Origin of the sequence: Pararobbsia alpina (assembly GCF_902859895.1) — a bacterium.
In the GTDB taxonomy this organism is placed as follows: domain Bacteria; phylum Pseudomonadota; class Gammaproteobacteria; order Burkholderiales; family Burkholderiaceae; genus Pararobbsia; species Pararobbsia alpina.
On record NZ_CADIKM010000005.1, the window covers coordinates 148,401 to 173,987 of the forward strand.

Annotated in this window: 27 protein-coding genes; 22 read left to right on the forward strand and 5 right to left on the reverse strand. The window is 60.2% G+C overall.

Annotated features, from left to right (window positions below):
- The first annotated feature begins 7 nt into the window (after positions 1-7).
- The 5 genes from HV670_RS07935 (at position 8) to HV670_RS07955 (ending at position 4,876) form a co-directional block, all read left to right on the forward strand.
- Positions 8-673: a site-2 protease family protein gene (locus HV670_RS07935; protein WP_175104207.1), complete on the forward strand. Its 666-nt coding sequence runs from the start codon at positions 8-10 to the stop codon at positions 671-673.
- Between the two features lie 5 nt (positions 674-678).
- The gene (locus HV670_RS07940) at positions 679-1,881 is read left to right on the forward strand and encodes a tryptophan--tRNA ligase (protein WP_175104208.1); all 1,203 of its coding nucleotides are present in this window, start codon (positions 679-681) and stop codon (positions 1,879-1,881) included.
- A gap of 57 nt (positions 1,882-1,938) precedes the next feature.
- Positions 1,939-2,847, forward strand: coding sequence for a 4-hydroxy-tetrahydrodipicolinate synthase (dapA, locus tag HV670_RS07945; protein ID WP_175104209.1), 909 nt, complete (start codon positions 1,939-1,941; stop codon positions 2,845-2,847).
- 76 nt (positions 2,848-2,923) lie between these two features.
- Positions 2,924-4,048, forward strand: coding sequence for an outer membrane protein assembly factor BamC (gene bamC / locus HV670_RS07950; protein WP_175104210.1), 1,125 nt, complete (start codon positions 2,924-2,926; stop codon positions 4,046-4,048).
- Positions 4,049-4,102: 54 nt separating this feature from the next.
- Entirely contained in the window at positions 4,103-4,876 is a 774-nt protein-coding gene (locus HV670_RS07955; protein WP_175104211.1) for an MBL fold metallo-hydrolase, read from the forward strand.
- Positions 4,877-5,206: 330 nt separating this feature from the next.
- On the opposite strand, the gene HV670_RS07960 is transcribed toward HV670_RS07955, so the two are convergent.
- Positions 5,207-5,479 carry a hypothetical protein gene (locus HV670_RS07960; protein ID WP_175104212.1) on the reverse strand — a complete coding sequence of 91 codons (273 nt, stop codon included), beginning with the start codon at positions 5,477-5,479 and terminating at the stop codon, positions 5,207-5,209.
- 285 nt (positions 5,480-5,764) lie between these two features.
- Complete coding sequence (locus HV670_RS07965; protein WP_246257129.1) at positions 5,765-6,940, reverse strand: JmjC domain-containing protein; 1,176 nt, start codon at positions 6,938-6,940, stop codon at positions 5,765-5,767.
- Positions 6,941-6,972: 32 nt separating this feature from the next.
- Between HV670_RS07965 and HV670_RS07970 the strand changes: the two genes are divergently transcribed.
- The gene (locus HV670_RS07970; protein WP_175104213.1) at positions 6,973-7,515 is read left to right on the forward strand and encodes an FKBP-type peptidyl-prolyl cis-trans isomerase; all 543 of its coding nucleotides are present in this window, start codon (positions 6,973-6,975) and stop codon (positions 7,513-7,515) included.
- A gap of 121 nt (positions 7,516-7,636) precedes the next feature.
- Here HV670_RS07970 and HV670_RS07975 read toward each other — a convergent pair whose 3' ends face one another.
- Positions 7,637-8,821, reverse strand: a complete 1,185-nt coding sequence (locus HV670_RS07975) for a hypothetical protein (protein WP_175104214.1) — start codon at positions 8,819-8,821, stop codon at positions 7,637-7,639.
- A 40-nt stretch (positions 8,822-8,861) separates the two neighbouring features.
- The gene (gene mutS, locus HV670_RS07980; protein ID WP_246257134.1) at positions 8,862-11,477 is read right to left on the reverse strand and encodes a DNA mismatch repair protein MutS; all 2,616 of its coding nucleotides are present in this window, start codon (positions 11,475-11,477) and stop codon (positions 8,862-8,864) included.
- A gap of 223 nt (positions 11,478-11,700) precedes the next feature.
- On the opposite strand from mutS, the gene HV670_RS07985 reads away from it, so the two are divergent.
- On the forward strand, positions 11,701-13,005 hold the full coding sequence (locus HV670_RS07985) for a tyrosine-type recombinase/integrase (RefSeq protein WP_175104216.1): 1,305 nt from the start codon (positions 11,701-11,703) through the stop codon (positions 13,003-13,005).
- Positions 13,006-13,025: 20 nt separating this feature from the next.
- Here the strand turns inward: HV670_RS07985 and HV670_RS07990 are convergent, their stop codons facing one another.
- Complete coding sequence (locus HV670_RS07990) at positions 13,026-13,490, reverse strand: helix-turn-helix transcriptional regulator (RefSeq protein WP_246257135.1); 465 nt, start codon at positions 13,488-13,490, stop codon at positions 13,026-13,028.
- A gap of 551 nt (positions 13,491-14,041) precedes the next feature.
- Here HV670_RS07990 and HV670_RS07995 point away from each other — a divergent pair.
- The 15 genes from HV670_RS07995 (at position 14,042) to HV670_RS08070 (ending at position 25,212) form a co-directional block, all read left to right on the forward strand.
- Positions 14,042-14,311 carry an AP2/ERF family transcription factor gene (locus HV670_RS07995; protein ID WP_175104217.1) on the forward strand — a complete coding sequence of 90 codons (270 nt, stop codon included), beginning with the start codon at positions 14,042-14,044 and terminating at the stop codon, positions 14,309-14,311.
- Positions 14,311-15,213, forward strand: a complete 903-nt coding sequence (locus HV670_RS08000) for a hypothetical protein (protein ID WP_175104218.1) — start codon at positions 14,311-14,313, stop codon at positions 15,211-15,213. The genes HV670_RS07995 and HV670_RS08000 overlap by 1 nt, the downstream gene beginning before the upstream one ends.
- 237 nt (positions 15,214-15,450) lie before the next feature.
- A complete protein-coding gene (locus HV670_RS08005) occupies positions 15,451-15,618 on the forward strand; it encodes a hypothetical protein (RefSeq protein WP_175104219.1) in 168 nt (55 codons plus the stop codon).
- A 2-nt stretch (positions 15,619-15,620) separates the two neighbouring features.
- Positions 15,621-16,097: a GIY-YIG nuclease family protein gene (locus HV670_RS08010; RefSeq protein WP_217478386.1), complete on the forward strand. Its 477-nt coding sequence runs from the start codon at positions 15,621-15,623 to the stop codon at positions 16,095-16,097.
- 55 nt (positions 16,098-16,152) lie between these two features.
- Positions 16,153-16,908 (forward strand): ATP-binding protein, encoded by a 756-nt coding sequence (locus tag HV670_RS08015; protein WP_175104221.1) that lies wholly within the window; start codon positions 16,153-16,155, stop codon positions 16,906-16,908.
- Position 16,909: 1 nt separating this feature from the next.
- Positions 16,910-18,268, forward strand: coding sequence for a replicative DNA helicase (gene dnaB / locus HV670_RS08020; protein ID WP_175104327.1), 1,359 nt, complete (start codon positions 16,910-16,912; stop codon positions 18,266-18,268).
- 467 nt (positions 18,269-18,735) lie between these two features.
- Positions 18,736-19,089: a hypothetical protein gene (locus HV670_RS08025; protein WP_175104222.1), complete on the forward strand. Its 354-nt coding sequence runs from the start codon at positions 18,736-18,738 to the stop codon at positions 19,087-19,089.
- 603 nt (positions 19,090-19,692) lie between these two features.
- On the forward strand, positions 19,693-20,712 hold the full coding sequence (locus HV670_RS08030) for a hypothetical protein (RefSeq protein ID WP_175104223.1): 1,020 nt from the start codon (positions 19,693-19,695) through the stop codon (positions 20,710-20,712).
- A 165-nt stretch (positions 20,713-20,877) separates the two neighbouring features.
- Positions 20,878-21,051, forward strand: coding sequence for a ribbon-helix-helix domain-containing protein (locus HV670_RS08035; RefSeq protein WP_175104224.1), 174 nt, complete (start codon positions 20,878-20,880; stop codon positions 21,049-21,051).
- A gap of 69 nt (positions 21,052-21,120) precedes the next feature.
- Positions 21,121-21,774, forward strand: a complete 654-nt coding sequence (locus HV670_RS08040) for a hypothetical protein (RefSeq protein ID WP_175104225.1) — start codon at positions 21,121-21,123, stop codon at positions 21,772-21,774.
- A 124-nt stretch (positions 21,775-21,898) separates the two neighbouring features.
- On the forward strand, positions 21,899-22,513 hold the full coding sequence (locus HV670_RS08045; RefSeq protein ID WP_175104226.1) for a hypothetical protein: 615 nt from the start codon (positions 21,899-21,901) through the stop codon (positions 22,511-22,513).
- A gap of 83 nt (positions 22,514-22,596) precedes the next feature.
- Positions 22,597-23,391, forward strand: a complete 795-nt coding sequence (gene tolA / locus HV670_RS32205) for a cell envelope integrity protein TolA (protein WP_175104227.1) — start codon at positions 22,597-22,599, stop codon at positions 23,389-23,391.
- A gap of 592 nt (positions 23,392-23,983) precedes the next feature.
- Positions 23,984-24,424 (forward strand): hypothetical protein, encoded by a 441-nt coding sequence (locus tag HV670_RS08060; protein WP_175104229.1) that lies wholly within the window; start codon positions 23,984-23,986, stop codon positions 24,422-24,424.
- Between the two features lie 118 nt (positions 24,425-24,542).
- Complete coding sequence (locus tag HV670_RS08065) at positions 24,543-24,893, forward strand: hypothetical protein (RefSeq protein ID WP_175104230.1); 351 nt, start codon at positions 24,543-24,545, stop codon at positions 24,891-24,893.
- A 37-nt stretch (positions 24,894-24,930) separates the two neighbouring features.
- A complete protein-coding gene (locus HV670_RS08070) occupies positions 24,931-25,212 on the forward strand; it encodes a pyocin activator PrtN family protein (RefSeq protein ID WP_175104231.1) in 282 nt (93 codons plus the stop codon).
- The last annotated feature ends 375 nt before the right edge of the window (positions 25,213-25,587 follow it).

A 25,587-nucleotide genomic window follows, 5' to 3' on the forward strand; every position in this document is an offset into this window, starting at 1 on the left:
GCGCGCCATGGATGACACTCTGATTCAAAATATTGCCGTCAACGCGCTTCCCGTGTTGTTCGCGATCACGTTGCACGAGGCTGCTCACGGCTATGTCGCGCGCCTGCGCGGCGACAACACCGCCTACATGCTGGGCCGGGTGTCGGTGAACCCCGCGCGTCACATCGATCCCGTGGGTACGATCGCGATGCCGCTCGTCCTGTATTTCCTGACGAACGGCGCGTTTCTGTTCGGCTATGCGAAGCCGGTGCCGGTCAACTTCGGCGCGCTGCGCAATCCGCGCTGGGACAGCCTGCTCGTCTCGATCGCGGGGCCAGGATGCAATTTCGTCCAGGCGCTGTTGTGGGGCGTGGTCGCGCTGACCCTGCAGATGATGCAGGTCACCGAGCCGTTCTTCGTGAAGATGGCCGCCGCCGGTATCTGGGTCAATCTCGTACTGTGCGCGCTGAACCTGTTTCCGCTGCCGCCGCTCGACGGGGGGCGCGTGCTGACCTCGCTGCTCCCCCCGAAGCAGGGCTATGCGCTGTCGCGCGTCGAGCCGTACGGATTTTTCATTGTCATGGCGTTGGTTGCGACGGGCCTGCTTTCGACGTTCTGGCTGCGTCCCCTCACTCATGTCGGTGTGAGCGTGATCCAAGCCCTCCTCAATCCCTTGTTCGCTCTCGTTACCTAATATTCATGTTCCCCGCTCGTATTTTTTCCGGCATGCGCCCGACCGGCTCGCTGCACCTGGGCCACTATCACGGTGTGCTGAAGAACTGGGTCCGGCTGCAATCCGAGTATCCATGCTTTTTCAGCGTGGTCGACTGGCACGCGCTGACGACGCACTACGAAACGCCGGAAGTGATTGAAAAGAACGTTTGGGAAGTGCTGATCGACTGGCTTGCCTCGGGCATCGACCCCGCGCAGGCGACCCTGTTTATCCAGAGCCGCGTTCCCGAGCATGCGGAACTCGCGCTGCTGCTGGGCATGAGCACGCCGCTCGGCTGGCTCGAGCGTGTGCCGACCTACAAGGAGCAGATCGAGAAGATCAAGGAGCGCGATCTGCATACCTATGGCTTTCTTGGCTATCCGGTGCTGATGGCGGCTGACATTCTGCTGTATCGCGGCTCGCTGGTGCCGGTCGGAGAAGACCAGGTGCCGCACGTCGAGATGACGCGTGAAATCGCGCGGCGTTTCAACTATCTGTATGGACGTGAGCTCGATTTCGAGGAGAAGGCGCTCGAGGCCGCGAAGAAACTCGGCGGCAAGCGTGCCAAGCTCTATCTCGAGTTGCGCAACACCTACCAGCAGGAAGGAATCGACGAAGCGCTCGAGCAGGCGAGGGCGCTGCTGCAGGAATCGCAAAGTCTGTCGCTCAGCGACCGCGAGCGGCTGTTCGGCTATCTCGAAGGTGCACGCAAGATCATCCTGGTCGAGCCGCAGGCGATGTTGACCGAGGCATCGAAAATGCCGGGTCTCGACGGCCAGAAAATGTCGAAATCGTATGGCAATACGATCGGCCTGCGCGAGGATCGCGAATCGATCACGAAGAAAGTCAGGACCATGCCGACCGACCCCGCGCGCGTGCGTCGGACCGATCCGGGCGACCCCGACAAATGCCCGGTCTGGGAACTGCATCAAGTGTATTCCGACGATGCGACGCGCGAATGGGCGGCCAATGGCTGCCGCACCGCGGGCATTGGTTGTCTTGAATGCAAGCAGCCCGTCATCGACGGCATTCTTCGCGAACAGCAGCCGATGCTCGAACGTGCACAGAAGTATATGGACGATCCTTCGCTGCTGCGGGCGATCGCCGCCGACGGCTGCGACAAGGCCCGCAAATACGCGCAGGAAACGATGCGTGATGTCCGAGAGGCAATGGGGCTGGCGTATAACTGAGGTAGCGGTTCGCTTATCCGCTACAATTCCTAATTACCGAATTTATTGGCGTTTTGCATGATTACCGCAACTGACTCGGCCGCGCGTGGCGCAACCATCCGTGGCAGCATTGTCGCGATTGTCACCCCGATGCGTGAGGATGGCTCGCTCGATCTGCCCGCCCTGCGCAAACTGATCGACTGGCATATTGCCGAAGGGACGGATTCCCTCGTGATCGTGGGCACGAGCGGTGAATCGGCAACCGTGACCGTGGACGAGCACCGTCTGCTGATCAAGGCAGCGGTCGATCACGTGGCGGGCCGCATTCCGGTGATCGCCGGTTCGGGTGGCAACTCGACGGCCGAGGCGATCGCGCTCACGCGGTATGCTCGCGAAGTCGGCGCCGATGCATCGTTACAGGTCGTACCGTACTACAACAAGCCGACGCAGGAAGGCATGTTCCGCCATTTTTCGGCAATTGCCGAAGAAGGCGGCCTACCGCTGATCCTGTACAACGTGCCGGGCCGCACGGTGGCGGACATGAGCAACGATACGATTCTGCGTCTGGCGGAAGTGCCCAACATCGTCGGTGTCAAGGACGCGACCGGAAACCTGGACCGTGGGATTCATCTGATCAAGGATGCGCCCGCGGGTTTTTCGATCTACAGCGGTGACGATCCGACGGCGATCGCACTGATGTTGATGGGAGGGCACGGCAATATCTCCGTCACGGCCAACGTCGCGCCGCGCGCGATGGCCGAGTTGTGCCGGGCCGCGCTTGCGGGCGATGCTCATACCGCACGCGATATCCATCTGCGACTGCTTGGACTGCATCGCCAATTGTTCGTCGAATCGAATCCTATCCCGACGAAATGGGTCCTGCAGCAGATGGGTAAGATCGAAGGCGGCATTCGCTTGCCGCTGACGCCGCTGGCCCCGCCGTTCCACGACGTGGTGCGAGTGGCCATGCGCGGGGCCGGCCTGTAAGAGCGGCGCAATGAACGCGCGCGCGCCCCTCGGCTTCTGTCGCGATGGCCGCGCTATTCGATATTCGAAGGACCTCATGACACAGTCTGCCAGTTCCACCATTGCCCTGCGCACGGTTGCCACCGTACTTGTGCTGGGTTCCCTCGCTGGTTGCGACACGCTCAGCGAGTGGCTCGCGCCCGACAAGGTCGACTACAAGAGCGCGACGAGCGCACCGACGCTGACGGTACCTTCGGATCTCTCCAAGGCCCACCTTGACGATCATTTCTCGGTGCCCGCGACCTCGATCGGACTCGGCGGCGCGCCGATGTTTACGCAGACGGCGAACGGTTCGGCGACGCTCGGCGTGCCGACCGCGCAGGATCCGCTCGGCATGCATATCGAACGGGATGGCGATATTCGCCGCCTGGTCGTCGATGGCCGTACGCCTGAAGAACTCTGGCCCGAACTCAAGGCGTTCTGGCAGGAAAATGGCTTCGTCCTGCAGACCGACCAGCCTGCCCAGGGTCTGATGGAAACCAACTGGGCCGAGAACCGTGCAAAGATTGGTAACGACTGGTTCCGCAGTTCAATCGGCAAGCTGTTCGACGGCATCTATTCGTCGGGCACGCTCGACAAGTTCCGGACCGTCGTCGAACATGGCTCGGACGGTTCGACCGAAATCACGATCTCGCATAGTGCGCTCGAGGAAGTGATGATCGGGCAGCAGAAGGAGACCTCGCGCTGGGTGTCGCGCCCGCGTGATCCGAACCTCGAGCAGGCGTTTCTGAATCGAATGATTCAGAAGTTCGGCTTGTCGAATACGCAGGCCATGATGCTCCAGGCCAATGCGCGTGTCGGCGATGCAAAGGTGGCGACGGTTGCCGACGGCGCGCCCGCGCTTGATCTTTCCGAGCCCTTCGATCGCGCTTGGCTGCGCATCGGCGTCGCACTCGACCGCAGCAGTTTCGCGGTAGACAACAGCGACAAGAGCAAGGGCCTTTACTACGTGCGGTATATCGACGACACGCAGGACGTCAAGAAGGAAGGTTTGTTCGGCAAGCTTCTGACGAGTTCGGCTCCGCCGAAGAAGCTCGTGGTCAATGTGCGTCCGAAGAGCGACAGTCAGACCCAGGTCAGCGTCGTCGATGCGAGCGGCAACATCGATACCTCCGCCGACGCCAAGCGCCTGGTTTCCACGTTGGGCGCGGCACTCAACTGAGCATGATTTGAGCACGGCGCGCGACATCCGATCGTGCGCCGTCGGACCGATCCGATGCGTTTTACGAGCCTGGGCAGCGGCAGTGAAGGCAACGCGCTTGTAGTCGAGGTATCCGAAGGCGCGAGTACGACACGTGTGCTGCTCGACTGCGGCTTCTCCGTGCGTGAACTGCAGCGCCGCCTGCTTCGGGTCGGGCTTGAATTCGCCGATCTCGACGCGCTGATCGTGACGCACGAACACACCGACCATGTCGGCAGTTCATTGGTGCTGGCAAAGAAGGCGAATCTGCCGGTCTTCATGAGCTGGGGCACCGCACTGGCGAGCGGCGCCGACGACGGCCGGGTCGATCTGCGCATCCTCTGGGGCGGTGAGGCGCTTGCGCTCGGAGATATCGAAGTCCATCCCTATACGGTTCCGCACGATGCGCGTGAGCCGCTCCAGTTTGTATTTTCCGATGGTGACCGCCGGCTCGGCGTATTGACCGACACGGGCTGCGCGACCCCTCACATCACGGCCGTGCTGGGCGGTTGCGACGCACTGATCCTCGAATGCAATCACGATCGCCAGATGCTTGCGGCAAGCCGTTATCCGGCATCCCTGAAGGCGCGCATTGCCGGTGACCTTGGCCACTTGGCCAATGACGCTGCAGCGGCCTTGCTAGGGCAAATCGAACGCTCGCACCTCAAGCATCTGATCGCCGCCCATCTCAGTCAGCAAAACAACACTGCCGTGCTTGCGCAGGCCGCGCTTGCGGCCGTGGCCGGTTGCGTGCCCGACGAGATCGGTGTCGCGACGCAGGCGGAGGGTTTCGGCTGGCGGGTGTTATAGGAGGGCGCCAGACAGCGCGGCAGGTCCAAATGCAGGGATGGGCGTGTAAGGATGATCGGCGCGTTGTAGAAGTCACGCGACTTATTTTGATAAAAGCAATGGTTATAAATTGCTAAGCAATGTAGGGCGTCGGCGAGCCGTCCCCGGGAATCACAGGTAAAGGGACAGCGAAAAGAACGCCTGCAAAGCCGAAAACCTGGAAACCCGACCGTGCAATGATGAGCGTATTAGACAAGCAATTCCATCAAGAATGCTGTCTGTAAAATACATACGGAAACGCAGACGAAAAAAAACCGGCCCGGAGGCCGGTTTTTTTTCAAGCTCGAGAGCTTAGTTGCTGGCAGCCGAAGCGGGAGCAGCAGCCGAAGCGGCATCGGAAGCAGCAGCGCCCGCATCCGAAGCAGCAGCCGGTGCCGAGCCTGCGTCAGCAGCAGCCGGTGCGGCATCCGAAGCAGCAGCAGCCGGAGCCGAAGCTGCGTCGGCAGCCGGTGCGGATGCAGCAGCCGCGTCGCTTGCCGGAGCGGCGCTCTGATCGCTCGACTTGCCGCAAGCAGCCAGAGCCAGTGCAGCCATCAGGGAAGCGAGGAGGAGGGATTTCTTCATGATCACGTCCTTTTATGGATAAAGGTAAGCAACAGCGCGAATGTTACCGGTAATGTTTATGTGCCCAACACTGACCTTGGCCGTCGGCATCGGGGCACGCCTATGTGCCCCACTTACCCACGGCTTGGCCCGAAATTATATGCATTTTCGTATCCAGAGTCGATAAATCTTGCCACTGGACAGCCTTCCTCTACGGCATCATTTGCTTTTTTAAGAAATGCCTGCGATTACCGTGAGATTCACCTGAAGCATCAGGCCTACTCTTAGCTCACCATGAGCCTACGCTCAGCCTACTCGGATCCAACCTGCACAATACCATTCGTAAAGCAGTAATGTCACCGATGAGGTCTCCGAGAGTGTTACAAAGTCTTTCCCTATCAAAATCCGCTGATCGGCAAGCCCCACAAGGGTTTCGCGCGTGTCGCGCGCGAGCTTGCCAGCCTCTCCGTTGATGTAAAAACAACGGCTGTCGTAAAGCAGCAAGGTGCGCGGGTCGACGGTCACGCCACTGCGCCGTGCACGGGCCAGGAAGGCGGCCTCATCGAGAAGCCGTGCCGGTCCGTCGAACACCACGGTCGGCTTGGGCTCGCTCAGATAGCGCCCTACGAATCGGGCGATGTCTTCGCGGTTCCAGCTGACCGAATTGAGCCAGTTTTCCGTTGTCTCGACCATGTCTTCCGGTAGACGTGCCGGATGGAGTGTCGGCTTACGACCGGGGTCCCGCAAACGGCGTGCCGCCCCCCGCATTTCGCCCGATCGTTCGGCGAGATCGTAGAAAAACTGCCCGATCATCTCGCCCGCGAGCGGCGCGCGAAAGCCGATCGAACAGGTCATGCATTCGCCGAGCGCGACGCCGTCGTGCGCGATATGCGGCGGCAGGTACAACATGTCGCCGGGCTCGAGCACCCATTCGTCGGTCGCCTCGAAGCGGTCTAGAATCTTGAGCGGCAGCCCGTCGCGCAGGCTCAGATCGCGCTGGGCGCTGACGCGCCAGCGGCGCCTGCCGTGCGTCTGCAACAGGAACACGTCATACGAGTCGAAATGCGGACCGACGCCTCCCCCGTCGCTCGCGTAGCTGAACATCGCGTCGTCGAGCCGAGCGTCGGGTATGAAGCGAAACCGGTTCATCAGCGCATGCGTGGCGTCATGATGGAGATTGACGCCTTGCACGAGCAGGGACCATTGCTTGCTGCGCAATGAAGGTAGGGCGTCGCGCTCGAACGGCCCGTGATCGAGCGACCATTTGCCGCGGCGCTGCATGATGAGCCGGCTGTCGACATCGTCGCGCGCGGCGATGTCGAACAGGGTGTCGCGGCCAATCAGCGCGCCCGCATCAGGTACGGCCTGACGGATCAGCAGGGGTTTGCGCTGCCAGTAGCGGCGCATGAATTCGGCGGCGTCGAGGCTGCCCAAAGGCGGCTGCACAGGAGGTATTGACGTGTCGGAGGGCCGCACTGGCATCGTATAATAGGAAAAGGTTTCCGGAGGAACGAATGAAGATCGTCAAGAACACCGTCGTATCAGTCTCTTACACGTTATCGGATGCACAGGGCAATCTGATCGAACAGAGCGACGAGCCGATGGTCTATTTGCACGGCGGTTATGATGGCACGTTCCCCAAGATCGAGGAAGTGCTGGACGGCCATGAGACCGGCTATGAAACGCAGATCCAGCTCGAGCCCGACGATGCATTCGGCGAGTACGATCCCGAGCTTGTGAAAATCGAGGAGCGCGGCCGCTTTCCCGAGCCACTCGAAATCGGCATGCAGTTTGAAGGCACGCCCGAGGAGAGCGACGACGAGCTCGATTCACTGATCTATACGGTCACCGAACTCGCCGAAGACAAGGTCGTGCTCGATGGCAATCATCCGCTCGCCGGCATGGCCTTGCGGTTCGCGCTCAAGGTCACCGAGGTGCGCGAAGCGACCGCCGATGAACTCGAGCACGAACATGCGCATGGCGTCGACGGCTTGCATGTGGTCGACGACGAGGATGACGAAGACGATGGCGACGAGCCGCCACGCATCCTGCATTGAGGGCAAGCGTGTGTAGAACGGCCTGATGACGCAGTACGGCTGAACGGCCCGGCGGGCGACCGCCGGGCCGTTCGTTCATCAGTGTCCGCGAGAAGCCTCGGCCTTCAGTCAGGGTAGGAGCTCAATCCGAAGGCGTGTGATCGACCGGGGGAAGGGGCAGCATCCTGGGCGCCTCGATGCCGGATGTACCCGGCGTGAGCGGCGGGCTCGATGCGGCCGGCATTCCGGGCATACCGGACTGGCCCTGCGAGTCGGGCATGACGGCGGGTGGCTGCGCGGAGGGTGCGGAAGGAGCGGGCCCGCTCGCACGCACTTTCTGTACGCTGATCCGAAACAGTTCCTTGCGTTCGGGTTCGACGCTTACGCGGATCCATTGCATCAGATGCGGTGATCCCGAGACTTCGAGTCGGGCGAAGTTCGCCACGCGTGCGCCGTGTTCGTCCCGCAGCGGCTCATCGATCCGGTAACCGGCCGCGAGCGGACTGATGCCGCCGTCGATCAGCAGCACCGGACCTTCGAAATGTTGCGTGAGCTTGAGCAGCGCCTGCTTGAGTTCCGCATATCCGTCGCGCGCGGCCTGCCGGTCGAAGCGCAACCATCCGAACAGCGGGTCGCGGCGCGGGCCGGCCTCGAATTGCGGATCGCCCTCGAACGCAATCACGATGGCACGCGCGTGCGTGCGGCGCGCATAGGCGCCCGCGCGCTCGATCCATTCGATATTCGCAACCGAGCGCTCTTCGAACTCGCCGTTACGCCCCCCCTGATTCAGGAAGTGATTGTTGTCCCCCGGCACGTTGAGCGTGATGAACACGACATCGGCCGACTGCCAGCGCATGTTTTCGCGGTACTGCCGAAAACGCGGGCTGGCGCTCTGCCGCGCGAGCGGCAGACGGTTCACGCCGAGCGACTGGTCGTCGCCGTAGAAGTGATCGCGGATGAAGTCGAGCCGCTCGCGCGGGTCATAGCCGCCGTTCGGGCCGAACTGGCAGGCCATCCATTCGTTTTCGCCGGGCACATAGAACAAGGGCAGCGGCGAGCTGTCGAGCAGCGCGAGCCGGCCCAGCAGCAGCGTGTCATCACACGCTTCGGCGGGGGCCTTGAGGTTGCCGGTGTTGATGATAAAGCGCGGCACGTCGCGGCTCTTGCCGATCGCATCGAGCAGCCGCCGCGCAGTCGGCTCTTCCGCGCTGCTGAAGGGGCCATTGCCGATGACCGCGAAACTGAAAGGCGGGCTCGCCGCGTGCGCGTGGGTTCCCGCGAGTCCGAGCGACAGCAGTGCAAGCTTGGCCAGCATCTGTCTCATCATCGCGCCTTTTCCGTTGTTTTCCGTCTAGGGGAGCTGTTCTTCAGTCCTGGTGCGGCCGGCCCAGCGCGAGCGAGCGCAATTCATAGAGCAGGTCCATCGCCTCGCGTGGCCGCAGGTCGTCGGGGTTGATATCGCGCAGCCTGGCAATCGCGGGATGTTCGGCGAGGGGCATTGCGGGTTCGGCAGCGAGCCTCTCCTCGACAATTTCGTGCGGCGGAGCGAACAGATCGAATTGCGGCGTCGCATGGGCGAGCGATTGCTGCTCGAGCACCGCGAGGTGCTTGCGTGCCGCCCGGATCACCGCGGCGGGCACGCCCGCAAGCTGGGCGACCTGGAGCCCGTAGCTTTGGCTCGCCGGTCCCTCGTCGACTGCGTGCAGGAAGACGATGCCCTTGCCATGTTCGACCGCCGACAGATGGACGTTTGCCGCATGCGCAAACTCTTCAGGCAACTGAGTCAGCTCGAAATAGTGGGTGGCGAACAAGGTGTAGCAGCGCGTATGCGTGAGCAGATGCCGTGCGATCGCCCAGGCCAGCGCAAGCCCGTCGAAGGTCGAGGTGCCGCGGCCGATCTCGTCCATCAGGACGAGACTGCGTTCGCTTGCGTCGTTGAGAATCGCGGCGGCCTCGGTCATCTCGACCATGAAGGTCGAGCGGCCGCCAGCAAGGTCGTCGGCCGCGCCGATGCGCGTGAAGATGCGATCGATCGGGCCGAAGTGCGCACGTTGCGCCGGCACGTAGCTGCCGATGTAGGCAAGCAGCGCGACGAGCGCGGTCTGGCGCATGAAGGTCGACTTGCCCCCCATGTTCGGGCCTGTGATCAGCAACAGCTTGCGCGCGTCGGAGAGGCGGCAGTCGTTCGGAATAAATCGCTCGACCTGGGCCTCGACGACCGGGTGACGCCCCTGTTCGATGTCGATGCATTCATCCGTGACGAACTCCGGCGCGACCCAACCGAGTGTGCGTGCACGTTCGGCCAGGGCCGCGAGCACATCGATCTGGGCAAGCGCGGAGGCAACTGCCTGGCAGACCGTGAGGTGTTCGAGCATGTGCTGGAGCAACGCGTCGTACAGTGACTTCTCGCGAGCGAGCGCGCGTTCCTGCGCCGAGAGGGCCTTGTCTTCGAAGGCCTTGAGTTCGGGCGTGATGTAGCGTTCGGCGTTCTTGAGCGTCTGACGGCGGCGATAGTCGTCGGGTACTTTGTCAGTCTGCCCGCGGGTGACTTCGATATAGAAGCCGTGAACCTTGTTGTATTCCACGCGGAGGTTGCCGATGCCCGTGCGTGTGCGCTCACGTGTCTCAAGATCGATCAGAAACTGTCCGCAGTTCTCGGAGATATCGCGGAGTTCATCGAGATCCGCATCGTAGCCGCGGGCGATCACGCCACCATCGCGGATCATGACAGCGGGCTCGGGAGCGATCGCGCGTGTGAGCAGGTCGGCGGCGTCGGGCGGCGGCTCGAGCATGCCGTCGAGGCTGGCGAGCAGGGGCGCCTGGGCCGACAGCGGGGCGAGGCGCTCGCGCAGGGCGGGGAGCGAGGCGAGCGTGTCGCGCAGGCTCGCGAGGTCGCGGGGGCGAGCGGAAAGCAGGGCGAGGCGGCCGGTGATCCGTTCGACGTCGGCGATCGCACCGAGTGCCTGGCGCAGGCCGTCGAGATCGCCGTCGAGCAGGGTGCCGATCGCCTGGTGCCGTGCCCGCGGAACGGCGGAGTCGCGCGGCGCATGGTGCAGCCAGTAGCGCAGCAGCCGCGTGCCCATGGTCGTGCGGCAAGTGTCGAGCAATGAACCGAGCGTGGGCGAGTCGGTGCCTCGCAGCGTTTCGGTCAGTTCGAGGTTGCGGCGTGTGGCGGGGTCGAGCCCGATATATTCCGATTCGTATTCGACCTTGAGACTACGAATATGGCGCAGCTGCTGACCCTGGGTAGCGGCCGCATACAACAGCAGCGCACCGGCCGCGCCGCAGGCGACCGACAGTGTTTGCGCCGAGAAGCCGTCGAGGCTCGCCACCTCCATCTGCTTGCACAGCCGCTCGCGTCCCGATGCCGTATCGAAATGCCAGAGCGGCACGCGAGTCACCGCGCCCGCGCTGGCGGGAAGGCTCAGCCCATCCTCGGTGCCCGCGTCGGCGAGCAGCGTTTCAGCCGGGCGGATCCGTTCGAGCAGCCCCGAGAGTTCCCCCGGCGACGCTTCGGTCAGGCGCAGGGCGCCGCTCGCCAGATTGACCCACGCGAGCCCGAGCTTCGGCGTCTGGCCGCGTTTCGCCGGGGTGCTTGCAGCCGTCCCGCAGACTGCGAGCAGATAGTTATCCGCCTTGTCTGAAAGCAGCGCGGCATCGGTCAGCGTCCCCGGCGTGACGACGCGCACGACCTTGCGCTCGACGGGTCCCTTCGAGGTGGCCGGATCGCCGATCTGTTCACAAATCGCGGCCGATTCGCCGAGCTTCACGAGCTTGGCGAGATATTGCTCGACCGCATGGTAGGGCACGCCCGCCATCTTGATCGGCACCCCGTTCGATGCGCCGCGCTGGGTCAGCGTCACGTCGAGCAGGCGTGCCGCCTTGACGGCGTCTTCGTAGAACAGCTCGTAGAAGTCGCCCATCCGGTAGAACAGCAGCGTGTTCGGGTGCTCGGCCTTGATGCGCAAATACTGTTGCATCATGGGAGTATGGGTGGTCTCGCTATCCCGTGCTGGGCTTGGGGTTGCTACCTGCAATGCCTTACTCCTATTGGTTCTGGCGGTTCTGCATTGGGTTTTGTTCGCGTCAGAAAGTGACACAGCGCGCCAGTACATTCCACTTCCCAGTATGGGAATTTCGACCGTGGTATCGTAAACCTATACCGGCTCGGCATGGGGCTTCGCCGGGAAAACCTATACCAAAATCATGAAAGGCTTCGACCCACGAACGGCAAAATTGTTGCCTGCCGGGCAGCACATTCTAATTGATGGATCGCCTGGCCTGCGGCTTATCGCGAGCGCCAGTCGCAAGACTTGGACGTATCGCTACCGCACCCCCGACGGGCGACTCGGCCAGACGAAGATCGGCGAGTGGCCTGCCATGAGCGTCGCTGCCGCGGTGGCCGCATGGGAGAAGCTGCGCGCGGCTCGGGACGGTGGCGCGGACCCAGCCGCCGAACGACGTACGGCACGCGTGGCGGCCTCGGATGACGCAGCCAAGCTCAAGGGCTCGCCGACGGTCGCCGACGTGCTGCGCGACTACGTGCATGGACATATCAATGTGAATCGCGCGGCGAAGGGCGCGGCTGAAGTGCGTCGCATGTTCGCGAAGATGATCCCCGGGAAGTTTTCGGCTAAGGATGCGGCATCGCTGACGCGCCGCGATGCTTTCGACCTGATAAGCAGCCACTCGGACATACCCGTGCAGGCGGCCAAGCTGAAGGCCGAAATCGGGGCGGCTTGGAGCATGGCACTCGACGCTGGCCGCCTGCCCGATACGACTCCAAATCACTGGAGAGATATCCTACGGGGCAAACTCAAAAGTCAGGGTAAGAAAATCGCAGGCGAGAAGATCGGGACCGCAAAGCGCGTTTTGAGCGGGAGCGAGTTGGGCGAATTGGTGACGTGGCTGCCGAACTTCAGTCGGCTAGTCGAAGACTCGTTGACCCTCTACCTGTGGACGGGATGCCGTGGTGCCGAGATCATGGCAATGACCGGCGCAGAGGTAGCAGACACACCCATAGGACTCGTGTGGACTATCCCGAAATCGAAGACGAAGAACGCCCGCCACGCGAACGCTATGGACCTGCGCGTGCCGCTCATTGGTCGCGCCGAGAAGATCGTCAGGAGGAGGATGGCCGCGCACGGCAAGGGGTTTCTTTTCCCGTCTGAGAAGGGTTCCGGCCATACGCAGCAAAAGATGGTGAGCGAGTCGGTTTTCTTCCGGCAACCGTACTGCAAGATACGGGACAACTGGACGCGCACCAGGCTGACGGTCACGCATTGGGGGCCTCACGATCTTAGGCGGTCGGCGCGCACGTTGCTCGCGCAACTAGGCTGTCCGCATGAAATTGGCGAGGCGATCATCGGGCATATGCTGCCCGGCGTGAGTGGGATTTACCAGCTATACAAGTTCGACGCCGAGCGAGTGGAGTGGCTCGGTAAGCTAGACGCTGAACTCGAACGGCTTGTCGAGGTGCACCTTAAAGGCTTGGCTGTGAATCCTGAGTAGGGCACCCCGGCTATCGCCAGCTATGCAGCGCGACGCTGGCCCGCGTTAGCCGGTGGCAGCATGTCTGCGACCTCACGCGATTCCGCCCACGCCTCGACATCCCGCACAAGCCATGCAATACGGCGCGTACTGAGCGCCCGGGGCTTCGGGAAGTTTCCCTCTTGAACTAGCCGCTGCACGCCGCGCGTCGAAAGTGACAGCGCATCGGCAACGTCATTAAGATCGTAAAACAGCGGTTGAACGCGCCGCCGCGCAGGACCATCGCCGTCGCCGTCCTCGTCTCCTGATTTTGCGGGCTTGCGTACCGGTGCGCGACGTGGTGCGCGCGGTGCCGCCTGAGTGCTGGCGCTGCCGCCGCCAACATCCTGCATTGCGGCCTCGTTGCGGGCTTCCAGCGCGCGATAGATGGTTAGGGCTGCACGCTCGCGCTGGCGGGCTGGCTTGAAGTCTTCAAAAAAGGCTGAAAAAATTGGGTTTTCGCTCATGTGTTCGATCCGAGTTAACGAAAAAGGGCAGATAACCGCACGCGCGGCCTCTGCCCTTCCGATCCTCAATTGTGCGATCAATCTGCCTATCGCGCAATACCAATCCTTATTCTGCGTAATGCGCAGAATTAATCGTGGTAATCACGATAGGTGTAAACCCTATTAATTATGTAAATTATAAATCTTACAGAAAATCATGCCCACCTAAAAGTCTCGTTCGATAAGGGAATCTGCTTGCGGATGCGCCAATTAATTCTGCCGGAAAGTCAGAGAAAGCCTTACTGGGCGGGGCTTTCAGCGATTTTGATATTGCATAGTAGGAGCCATCCACTGCATAATGGGGCCCAGAAATGAGAACGCCCCGAAACTCTTGCAGGAGCCCGGGGCGCATTAACCACTCGGTAGGGCCGGGTGGGGCAAAACAGGGACGATAATGGCTAGGGAGTCATGTATCTATCTCTGCACGGATGGTAGTTATTTTCTGCCTATGAGTCAATAGGAATACCATCGCGCGGCCCCTCTCGGCCTTCCGGAATCTATGGGAAGGCATCGTGACTAACACGAACCTCGCAGTATCCAACCACAAACGCAAACCCAGCGCGACACGCCCGAGCGCCAGCGGCTTCGTCGGCGTCTATCCTGCGGCTGACGGTCGCTGGCTCGCGCAGGTAATGCTCGCCATCGGCAAGCGCAAGCACGTCCCGGGTCTGTACAACACGCCTGCAGAGGCCCACGCAGCGCGCGTGGCTTTCATCGAGCTGCACGGAACCGCTGCCCCGCAGCCGAAGGCCGCGACCGTGACGACCGCCGAGGCTCTGTAATGAAGCGCCCCTCGTTTCAGTTTTATCCCGGCGACTGGCTTTCAAACGGCAATTTGCGCCGCTGCACGGACGCCGAACAGGGCGTGTGGGTCCGCGTGCTGTGCGTGCTCCACGATCAGGATGAATATGGCTTCGTTCGCTGGACGCTGAAGGAACTCGCGCAGGCTGCAAACACCACAGTCAAGATGCTGAAAAGCCTCGTTCAGAAGGGCGTTCTGAAGGGCGCTGACGCTAGCGAGAACGTCGAAGCGTTCGTGTACGTGCCGCGCTCGGGCCGCAAGGATGGCGACCCAGTGACGCTGATCGAAGAGCAGGATGGCCCGCTGTGGTACTCGTCCCGCCTCGTGCGTGACGAATATGTCCGCATCGTTCGCGGGTCTGCTGCGGGCATTGGTGACGGCGAAGGTGCAGCATCAAAGGGCGCATCAAAGGGCGCATCAAAGCCATCACCTAACCCCCCCTTTGGTGAAGACATTGGTGAGGGCTTTGGTCCCTGTGCGCGCGGACGTTCATCTTCTTCTTCTCCTTCGGGTATTAATTCCGTTACTGACGTAACGGACGCTGGCGCGTCGCAGGATCTGTTTGGCAAAGGTGATTCTCAGCCGACCGACGGACGCATGCCGACCACGAAGGAACAAATCTGGCACGGGGGTAGGTCGTTGCTGATGGCTGCTGGCACGGACAAGGCGCAAGCCGGGCCATTCATCGGCAAGTTGGTCGCCCAATACGATGAGGCTATCGTGCTGCAGGCTGTGCAGGCCGGTGTATCCGAGCAGCCCGCCGACCCGAAGGCGTACCTAAAGGCGACATGCCAGCGCTTGAAGGGTGAGCGCGTGCCGGTGACGACTGCCAAGCCGAGCCGCTACAACAACCTGGCCGAGCAGGACTACTCGATGGAATAGGAGCGCGAGTCTGACGGGCGCGGATAGTGTTGTCAGGCTGCGCCGCATGCGCGGAACGGCCTATAGCTGGTTAGCCAAGGGGGTAGTAGCCATGAGGGGTGTCGACGGCTTAAATCGCTGAGTTTGCATTCTTCCCCTCATTCAGATTTTTTTGCGATTGGAATTTCCGATTTGGCGTGTGGTTCGTCGCTCGCTACGATCCGCTCCACTTCATTAAATGGATAAACAGGAGTTCACATGGAAGGGGATTTGCAGCGTTTGCAGGTTGATGTGCCGAAGGAAACTGTGCGCCAGGTGCGCGTGCTCGGAGCGAACCTTGGTATGTCTGCCGCCAATGTTCTGCGCCAAGCCGTCGCTGAGTTTTTGGCGAAGCATGCCGCTGCTGTCGGTGAAGCGAAGGCATAGCAATGAAAGAGATTCCATTTCCGAGCGCGCCCGGCGTGTACGTGATCGAGAACACGGCAAACGGACGCATTTACGTCGGTAAGACTGTTTGCCTGGCAAACCGCTTCGCGGGTCACATGAATATGCTTAAGCGCGGCTCACACCATAACAAAAGGCTGCAAGCCGATTGGAATGAGTTCGAAGAATCGGCATTCGTGTTCCGCGTTCATGTCCTCGCAGGGGCGGATGAAATCGACTCGATCGAACGCGCGCTGATCGCGGAAAACATGGGTGATGGCTGTTTTAACTGGTCGCCTGTTGGCGGCAAGGCCATGGTAGGCGGCGCCTTCGTAAAGTCTCAAATCACGCTGCCGAAGAGCGCGGTCCGCGGCATCCGCGTCCGCGCCGCGATGGCTGACAAATCGATTTACGATTACGTGCGCGAGATTTTGACCGAGCACATGAAGAAGATCGACGCGGCCGGCGAAGTGAAGGCGTAGCAAGAAGCAGCGGACCACGGGATGGGTCCACATTGAATATAAAGGACTGCGTAATATGAGTCAAAAGAAGATCGCCGTGTGCATCAAGCACGGCGAGTTTGGGTCGGAAGGCATTGCGTTGTCGAGTTTCGTGCATTGGACGGGCTGCCCGACATGCGCCGAGGAGCGCGCACAGGAAGTATGGGCGCGGGAGGAGTCGGAGAGGGCTGAGGTGAGTGCTCGCATGGCGAAGCAGCGCCGCAGTTACGCGTGCATCCCGTCGCGCTTTGACGGCTGCACGTTCGACAACTACGTGACGGATACCGAAGGAAAGCGCGCTGCATTGACGGCGGTACGCAATTTCGTTGAGGCGCTCGATTCGCGCCTTGACCCGAGCAGTAAAGAGCCGTTCTGGCTGGCGATGCACGGCAAGGTAGGGACTGGCAAATCGCACCTGTGCGTGGCCGCCATCAACGCGGTGATCGAAAAGCACTCGCCGATGTACATGGAGGTTCCGAGGATCGTACAAAGGGTTAGCGCCACGTGGCGTCGCGATTCGAGTGAAAGCGAGTCAGACGTGGTCCGCAACCTGACGACGGTAGGGCTACTGGTGATTGACGAGATTGGAGTGCAGCGCGGGACCGAGTTCGAACAGACGATCATGACCGACATTCTGAACGCTCGCTACAGCAACCACATGCCGACCATTCTCGCGACCAACTACAACAAACCGAATCTGGATGCTGTGCTTGGTGATCGTATTGCAGACCGCTTGCGCGAGGTGGGTAAGCGCGTGATTTTTGATTGGGAGTCGTGCCGTGGCAAATACTGATATGAAAAACGATTCGAACAAGGTTCCACCGCACTCTGTAGAGGCCGAGCAATCGGTGCTTGGCGGCTTGCTCCTGGACAATTCAGCGTTCGATAAGATCGCGGGAACACTCGTTGAGGGTGATCTATACCGATATGACCATCGCATCATTTACGGGCACGTTACCAAGCTGATTGCAGCCAACAAGCCCGCTGACGTTATCACGGTCTATGAGTTCCTGACCGCATCCGGAAAGGCTGATGAGGTCGGCGGCCTTGCGTACCTGAATTCGATTGCTCAGAACATGCCGAGCGCAGCCAACATCGTTCGCTATGCGGAGATCGTGCGCGACCGTGCCGTGCTGCGCCGCATGGTGACGGCATGCGACGAAATCACAGAGCAGATTTTCAAAACGGGCGGCAAAGAGGTCTCGCAGATTCGCGATGAGGCAGAGGCGAAGTTCTTCGCGCTCGGCGAGGCTGGTGCGCGCGGCACGCAGGGTTTCGTTGAGGGTGTGGTGTATCTCGCGAATGTTCTTCAGCGCGTGGATGATCTTTACCACAACCCGAATCAGAGCGACATTACTGGTACGCCGACGGGCTTCGTTGACCTTGACCGCATGCTCACCGGCCTTCACGGCGGCGAGTTGATTATCGTTGCCGGTCGTCCTTCGATGGGTAAAACAGCCTTCTCCATGAACATCGGCGAGCATATCGCCGTAGACCAGGGATTGCCGGTCGCAGTGTTCTCCATGGAAATGCCCGGTGAACAACTGATGAGCCGCATGCTCGGATCGATTGGTCGCCTGGATCAGCAGCGCCTGCGTACGGGGCGCCTAATTGACGAGGACTGGGTGAAGGTTATGCACGCGACGCAAAAGCTGAATGAGGCGCAAATCTTCATTGACGAAACGGGCGGCTTGAACTCGATGGAACTGCGTTCGCGTGCGCGTCGCCTGCAACGCCAGCACGGCAAGTTGGGGGCCATCATTATCGACTACCTGCAATTGATGAGCGGTACGGGCGGCGAGAACCGTGCAACCGAAATCTCGGAAATCTCACGCTCGCTTAAGAGTCTGGCGAAGGAACTCGATGTTCCGGTGATCGCATTGTCGCAGTTGAATCGCGGCCTGGAGCAGCGCCCGAACAAGCGTCCCATCATGAGCGACTTGCGCGAGTCCGGGGCCATCGAACAGGATGCGGACGTGATCCTGGCTATCTATCGCGACGAGGTTTATGTGCAAGATTCCCCGGATAAGGGCACGGCGGAAATCATTTGCCTGAAGCAGCGTAACGGCCCGATTGACACGGTTCGCCTGACATGGCACGGAAAATTCAGCAAGTTCGAGAACCACGCAAGTTCGAACGGCTACCACGAATAAATTTCATCTACGGCGGCCCACGTGGCCGCCGACAACCAAACAGGAGAAAGAGTGTGAGCACGAACAAAGCGGCCCCGAAGCACGTACCTCAGTCGCCCGAGTATTACCGCCTCACTAACCTATTTGATCGCAAAGTCGCGTGCTAGGTTTCGGGTCGCTGGCTTCAGTTCCCCTATAGCGCAACCAAGTTCAGCGATGGCACTTACGTCCACGTCGATGTAATGACGCAAAACGTCGATGACGGCAAGCCGCCTAGCAAGCTGTGCGAATTGATCGTCACGAAGGAAGATATTCTCGAAATGTTGGCGCGTTTGCCAGTCCGCACCGCTGCACGCGGATTCGATTAACCGCCTACGCGCTCGTCACGCTGGTGGCTGTGCCGCTGGCGAGCATCGCCTAGTATCTCGGCATAGCCAGAAACAACCGGGTCGGCATAGGACCGCAAATCACGATTGGAGTAAAAGCACATGAGCAACACGAACGCACAGACATGCAGCCTGACCGACGCGCTGGCACTCCATGGCGTCGGCCTGACCGCTGCCGCCGCAAACAAGGTGCTGTCCGCCGCTGGCGTGATCGCCAAGCGCTGGCGCGAGAGCGGTAAGCCGGGACGCCCGCCTAAGTCCTACTGGGCACTGACCGACCTAGGTAAGCAGTTCGCCGTCGAAGAGGAAAATTCGATGTCGCCTGAGCCGACGATCCGGTATCGCGTGGACGCATTCTCCGCGTTGTGGGCACATCCGGACGTGCAGGAGACGCTCGCCGCGATGCTCAACGAAGGCGAGGTCCGCATCCGCGAGAAGGGCGCAGAGCAGTTCTAGCCGGCCGCTATCGTGGCGAGCGCACAGGATTGGTCGATGTCGCATCCGGCGCACGGCAATGGGTCAAACCAGTACGGAAAAAAGAGGAAGGTGTTCAGGTGAACAGCTTGCTCACTGCTACCGCAGATCGCGCTGCAATGGCTGGCGTAAGCGTCATGACGCAGCGCCGCGCCGATCTCTTTTCTGCGAGATTAGCAAAACTAAGATCAGTAGACAAAAAAGAAGCCCGGTTCACGGTGACGTGTTCCGGACTTTGAGCTTGCCAGGTACTGACGGGAGAAGAGTGCCAAAGATCGGTCGAAAAACACAACGACCCGAGTTTATTTTCAACTTTATTTAGTCTATCAAAAAGCACGGTTCGATATAGGAAAGTGGTTGGATAGAATCGCTGAGATCCCCGCCCGTCGTAGGTTTTCGGCGTTTTGGTGTTGTGTCTACCCAAAGACCGATATACAGTGTCGCTAACGCATCGCATTCCGCGGGCGACCACTTGAGGAAACTTCAAATACGGCTCGGCCAAAGATTTTTTGACTGACGTTTATGGAGTTTCGTATGTCTGTTGTACCTGGTAATGCCGTGGCGCGCGTCGGCGCGTCGAATGAATTGACCAAGCCGCTGATGATGACCAGCGCGCAAATCGTGGAGGTCGCCGAGTCGATTGGTGTGAGCAAGTCGCACCAGCACGTGATGCGCGATATCAAGGTGACCCTGATGGACCTGTATTTCGAACAGGAACTCAAGGGCATCCTTCCAGAGAAGTGCCCCGGTCGCTACAAGTCGGCAAACGCAGACAGGATTTTCGAAGAGCTGTTCTCGGAGCAAAACGTAAAAGCTAAACCAACGTTGGTTCAGCTTATCGGCTCTGCGTTTTCATGGTCGCGCGACACTCAGGGGCGCCTTGCCGGGTTCATGCTGGACAAGCACCACGCCGAAACGTTGGTGTACGGCTATAGCACGAAGCTGCGCCACGCCTGCATCGCACGCCTCCATGAGTTGGAAAAAGAGCTTGCCGCGCGCTCGCTGCCCGCTCCCGCGCCGACGCCCGAGCCTAAGTCAATCGAAGACAAGACGGTTGCCCGCGTGTCGAAGGCAATCATCGTGCTTGACATGCTCGCTGGCTCGAAGTCATACGGCCTGACGCAGGAGGAGCACCGCAACGGCATCCACAAGCTGCTGCGCGCGAACGACGTCCCGACTGACATGCTGCCCGCTCCGACCAATGACACGTACGTCGGTGAGGGCACGGCAACGCATTACCTAAAGTTGCGCGGTAGCTGCCTGCCGGTCACGAAGTTCTTCAAGCTGCTGCATGAGGAGGGCTTGATTACGCGCCACTCGCGCCCGTCTTCGAAGACGCGCAAGACGGACGGTGCCACGGTAATGAAACGCTGCTGGCGTCCGACCACTGAGGGCATGCGCTTCTGCTACGAGGAGCCGAACCCGAAAAGCTATAACCGCGATTTCACGATGCTGTTCTACGCATCGCGGTTCAATGCCCTCATGAAACTGATTGCGCCGCGCTACGAGGCTCTTATTGCGAGCGGCAAGTATGTTCCGGAGTGGTCGAAGTCGGAGAACGAGAAGCACGCCAAGGAATACCGCGACCACTTCACCGCCGACTAATCGGCGATGGCTCCCCAGTCGTAAGCAATGCGTATTCTGCCTATCATGCAGACTCAAAAGTGATTGTGAAATTCAATGGTGATGTCAGGATATACGCAAGCGAATCTTCGCTACTATTCGGGCCGTACACACATCAATACAAGGTAGGTAAGCATGAGTCACTCGATGAAAAGGACATTGATGGTTCGCTTGGACAAGGCGACACATACCAGGCTGCGCGTTGTCTCGGCGCAAATCGGAACGCCCGTTTCGATTCTGATTCGCGAGGCCGTGGCCGGCATTCTCGCGAAGCACGGCGTCAAGGTCGAAGCCGCTAAGCCTGAACAGGCACAGCAATAACCAGCGATCTACAGGGTCCGGTCGCAACACTAATAAGTTTCGCATAACTAAAGGTATAGGACGGTAAGCGTGAGCAAATACGAATCGAAAGACACATTCCACAAACTGTTTTCAAAGCGCGACAAAGAGGCGTTCTGGCATCACGACGATGTATACAACGCGGAGGGCGACCGCGTGCGCCTAAATACCATTGAGATCGCAGCCCTCACGGGACTTCCGCACCGCAAGATCAAGACGTTCGCGCGCAAGGTTCTGCTCAACTTAAGTTCGAGCGCCGAGGAGGATCGCGAAATCCTTTCTGAGCATGCCGAGCGCATGGGACGCGTCAATGCGCTCTCGCTTGCAAGCCATGAACTGAAATTCCGCAGCAGCAGCGCATTCAAGTCGATGGCCGACTACCTGACGCCGGAACAGACGGCGGCGGTGATGAACGCCTGGCGCAAGAAATCGGCCGAATCGCAAGCGCCTAGCCCGCGCCCGGTCGCCGTGTCGATCTTCCTCTCAATGGTGCGCATTGGTTATGTGGCGAGTTCTTCCGAGGCGGAAATGATGCGGCGCGCGATTGATGCCGTCGAAGAGACTACGGCAGTCCCCATGAGCGACGAAGAACTTGCGCTCGCCTTGCGCGCCAAGGCTGAAATTGAAGCGAAGCACGTCCCGCTGTGCTTTGATGCGTTGGCGCTGTTCATGCGCATGACGGACTCGTCACACGCCAAAAAATAGTCCGGTTCGCCCGGCTGGTTGTGGAATCTCTGCAGGCCCCTGACGAAGACTCGGATTCGATCCCGTTCTAAGCGTCGCCCCTTGTTTCGGGCTCCCCAGTCCTCACGAAAACAAGGAATTTGACATGCAGCAAAAATCCATCGTCCGCCGTCTTTTCGACGCCCGCCGCCAGATCGACACCGCGATCTCTGTGATTTCTGAGTGCGCCCGCGACGAGCGTGAAGTACGCAAGCAGGAACGCCACCCGCAGGAAGTGGCCGCCGCTGGATTCCCGGTCAACACGGCGTTTCTCGTTGAGGCTTTTCATTGCATCGTTGCGCGCCGTTACCGCGCCCGCGAATCGATTTTGGCTGCTGCTGAAGATTTTTTTAAGGTCTGCGCCGAAGTGGATGCGACCCTGACTACGAAGCAGAAGCTGGACATCCTTGGCTGGGGCCATCGCGCGGACGCCGGCCGCAACCTCTCATTTGAGCAGATGGTTGGCTTGGGGTATGAGCACCCTTTCGGTGGCGAGTACAACTTCGGACCATTGAAATTCGCCGGGCTCCTCGCAACGACGCCGATGTTTCTGACTAAGCATGAGGCAGAGCGAGAAATCTGCGAGGCGTATGAGGGCCTCCAGCGTCACGCGAACCGCGCCCGCAGCTTCGGCATCAAGGTGACGGAAGCAAGCCGTCTGGCGCACCGTGTCGCCGCTAATCATGGCTATGTGCATCCCGCGCCGGGGACCGTCCAATAGCACCTTCTAGAAATTCCATGAGACTATGCTGTCCGCGGCGCATGGGATCGAAAAATACAACTCTCCGATAACAACGGTAGACCATGAAAAAGATTATTCTCACAGCAGTAGCGGCAATCTCCGCAGCAGTTGCGCTTGCTGGCTGCAACCAGTCTTCAGGTTATGCGGGAGCGCAGGGCACTTCGCAGCCGCAAGCTGTTGCGCCAATCGTCGCAACCGGCAAGCTGGCCGAAACAGACTCGAAGAACTCCGGATGGTGGGCCGCCGAAAACGGCGCGAATGACTGTATCGATGAAAGCAGCCCTGCGCAAGTGATTAAGCTGGTCTCCTACAACAGAGACCAATACACCACGCAGGACTCCACTGACGAGCACGGCGACATCATGAGGACCGAAATGCAGGTTCCGGCTGAGAATATGCAGATCACCTTTTATCGCCAAAAGTCCGCCTGCATGGCTTCGGTACAAGCGCCGCAGGACACCGCAAGCGCCGACGAAGCAAAGTATGGTGGTGAGAGCGCTACTCCTGCGCAAGCTGCCCAATCCGCGCCGACGCAACCTGAGCCGCCAATTGTGCGCTCCACGCCATCGCCGAACAGCGAGCAAGATTCAGCAAGCTCGAACTACTCGGATAAGGTTCATCAACGCGTGCGCCCGTACATCGAATGGGACGGAGACTCACAGGGGCTCGAAACGGTGATCGTGGTCAACTGCGGACCTGACGGCACTTTGCTTTCCTCGAGGGTCCAGCGCAGCAGCGGCAATTCCCAATGGGACGCTTCCGCGCTCAAGGCCGTTCAGAGTGCGGACCCAATGCCGCGCGATACAGACGGCAAAACGCCGAGGAGCTTCACGATCACGTTGCGGCCGGCGGGCTGACCGCTCTTGCGGATGGGCGTGTGCATGCCGCCCGGAGTCGCGTTCAAGCCGCTCAACGACTTCGAAGCGGTGCGCGTCGATGCCATGACGGTTGAACGATTCCTGAAGGGCTGGATTGTGATGCCGTCCGTAGCGCCCCGTAGTCCTGTGCTGCACCCAGCGATTTCCAACGTTGGTTGAAGCCCCGACGTACACGCGGCCATCCTGCAGTGCAGTAACGGCAACATGCTCGGATCGCCGGGTAGATGAATTGCCAAAGAGAAAGGGCCGCCGATGTTACTGGCGGCCCTTCGTGTTTCTGCTCGGCGCATGGCGCGCCACTCTATTACTCTTCAATGCTGCTGCGCCGCTGTTGCTTGGCGCGATGCTGGCTCAAGAATTCGCGCAACCATTTTGCGCCGCCGAGCGACTTGAACGTATCCCAGTCCAAACGGGTAAGCCGTAGGGAGCTGGATACGAGAGCGGAGTCGGGATCGACCACGGGTCGCCCGCGTCCTCTCGGAGGGGGTGGTTTCGGTTTCGTCGTCATGGGGTGAAATTTTAGCACGATTAAATGGGGTGCAAAAAATAACTTGACTCCGTATTTAATGGGGTGCAAAAATTCATTCCATCGCAGCACCAAACCAACCCGGAGCAAGCAATGCACGCAGCGCAATCCCTCAATCAAGATTCAATCGTCACGCGCATCCTGCTCGGGAGCGACAGCTCGTTGCAGACTGCCATGGTCAGCGCAGACCTGTTATCGATTCATTTCTCTCGAATTGAAGCACTCGTGGATGCGGCCGACGACGTGGCGGACCTTGCGCGTTTGGGGTGCAGAACCCTCTGTGACGCGCTTGCCGAGTGCCGCGAGCATGCGCGTTCAGAAAACGTGATCGGCGTCCTTGATTGCCTCTCGCGTGCGGTTTCCGCGCACCGCACCGCGAAAAGTCTGCTTCTTGGGATCGTTGAGCTTGGCGATACCGATGTCGCCGAACTGGCTCAACTCGGGGTCAACCTCGCGATGTCGGTCTTGGACGATTTGGGCGCGTAAGCGCCGATCTCCCAAGACACCAATCTAATTCTTGCGTCTCGGGGCGAGGCTTCGATGCATCGCCGGGGACAAACACACCATGGGGTTTCTCATGTGGATTTGCCTTTCTGAATCGTTTTTGAGCATTGTTGATGCATCCGACGAACCTGGAACGCTTCTCGTGCGCGCACGCCGTCAGGGCGATATTGAAGCCGTTTTCCCGGACGCCAAGGTCGTGCAGTCGATTGGCAGGGACTACCTTTTTCGCAGCGGGATCAAGCGCGAGGAGGTCGCCGCCGCGCTCGCCGAGCAGGTTATGAAGCTGACGTATCCGAACTTCAAATCGTCGGTCGCCGATCCGCGCCTGCATGCGGCCTACAGCAGCACATGGTCGATCATGAGTCAGCTTCAGTCGTACGCGCCATACCACACGACGCCTCGCAAAGGTTTCAGCGCGCATCCGCTTCGCGTATCGAAGGGGGGCAAGTGATCGTGATCAACCTTCGCCGCCAGAAAGGATTGCTCCCATGAATACGATATTTCTGCTTATTGCCCAGTACAACGGGCTAGCCATCGTGCCGGCCGAGCGCGTGTGCGAGGACTACTTCGCCCCCTTGAAGCCGGTCAATTTCCTGCGGAAGATCGCGGCGGGTGAGATTCGCCTCCCGCTCGTTCGCATGGAAGAGTCGCAGAAGGGTGCGAGGGGCGTACACCTTCAGGACTTGGCTGAATATATCGACGCGCGCCGGGCCGCCGCGGTGAAGGAATGCGAACAGCTTTGCGGAATTCGGCCGCATGATCTTCGCTGAAGATGTGCTGCGCGGCTGCCCGCGTTGAAATCGTTCCTTTGGAGGGGTGCGACGCCATCCTGCTTCCTGTGCATCGCGCGCTGCAGTTCGACGCGGTAGGTATCGACTGCAGGTGTGGTGTTGGGGGCGCGATCCGTTCCCGGCTAGTACTACGAGACACCTCCATCGCCTTGGTAGCCACGCCCGTCTGCTCGACGCCGTCTGTCGGCGCACCCGCGCCAGTTCTTCGACTGGTTGCGGGTGCATCTATTTTCAGCCCCGCCAAGCCGATCCCGCTCGCCGCCCGTCCAGGGCATTCGCAATGGAGCGCCAGCCGATCACGCGCCCGATTTTCTGTGTTGCCAACGCGCGCAGGCTGAAGCTCGTCAGCCTGAA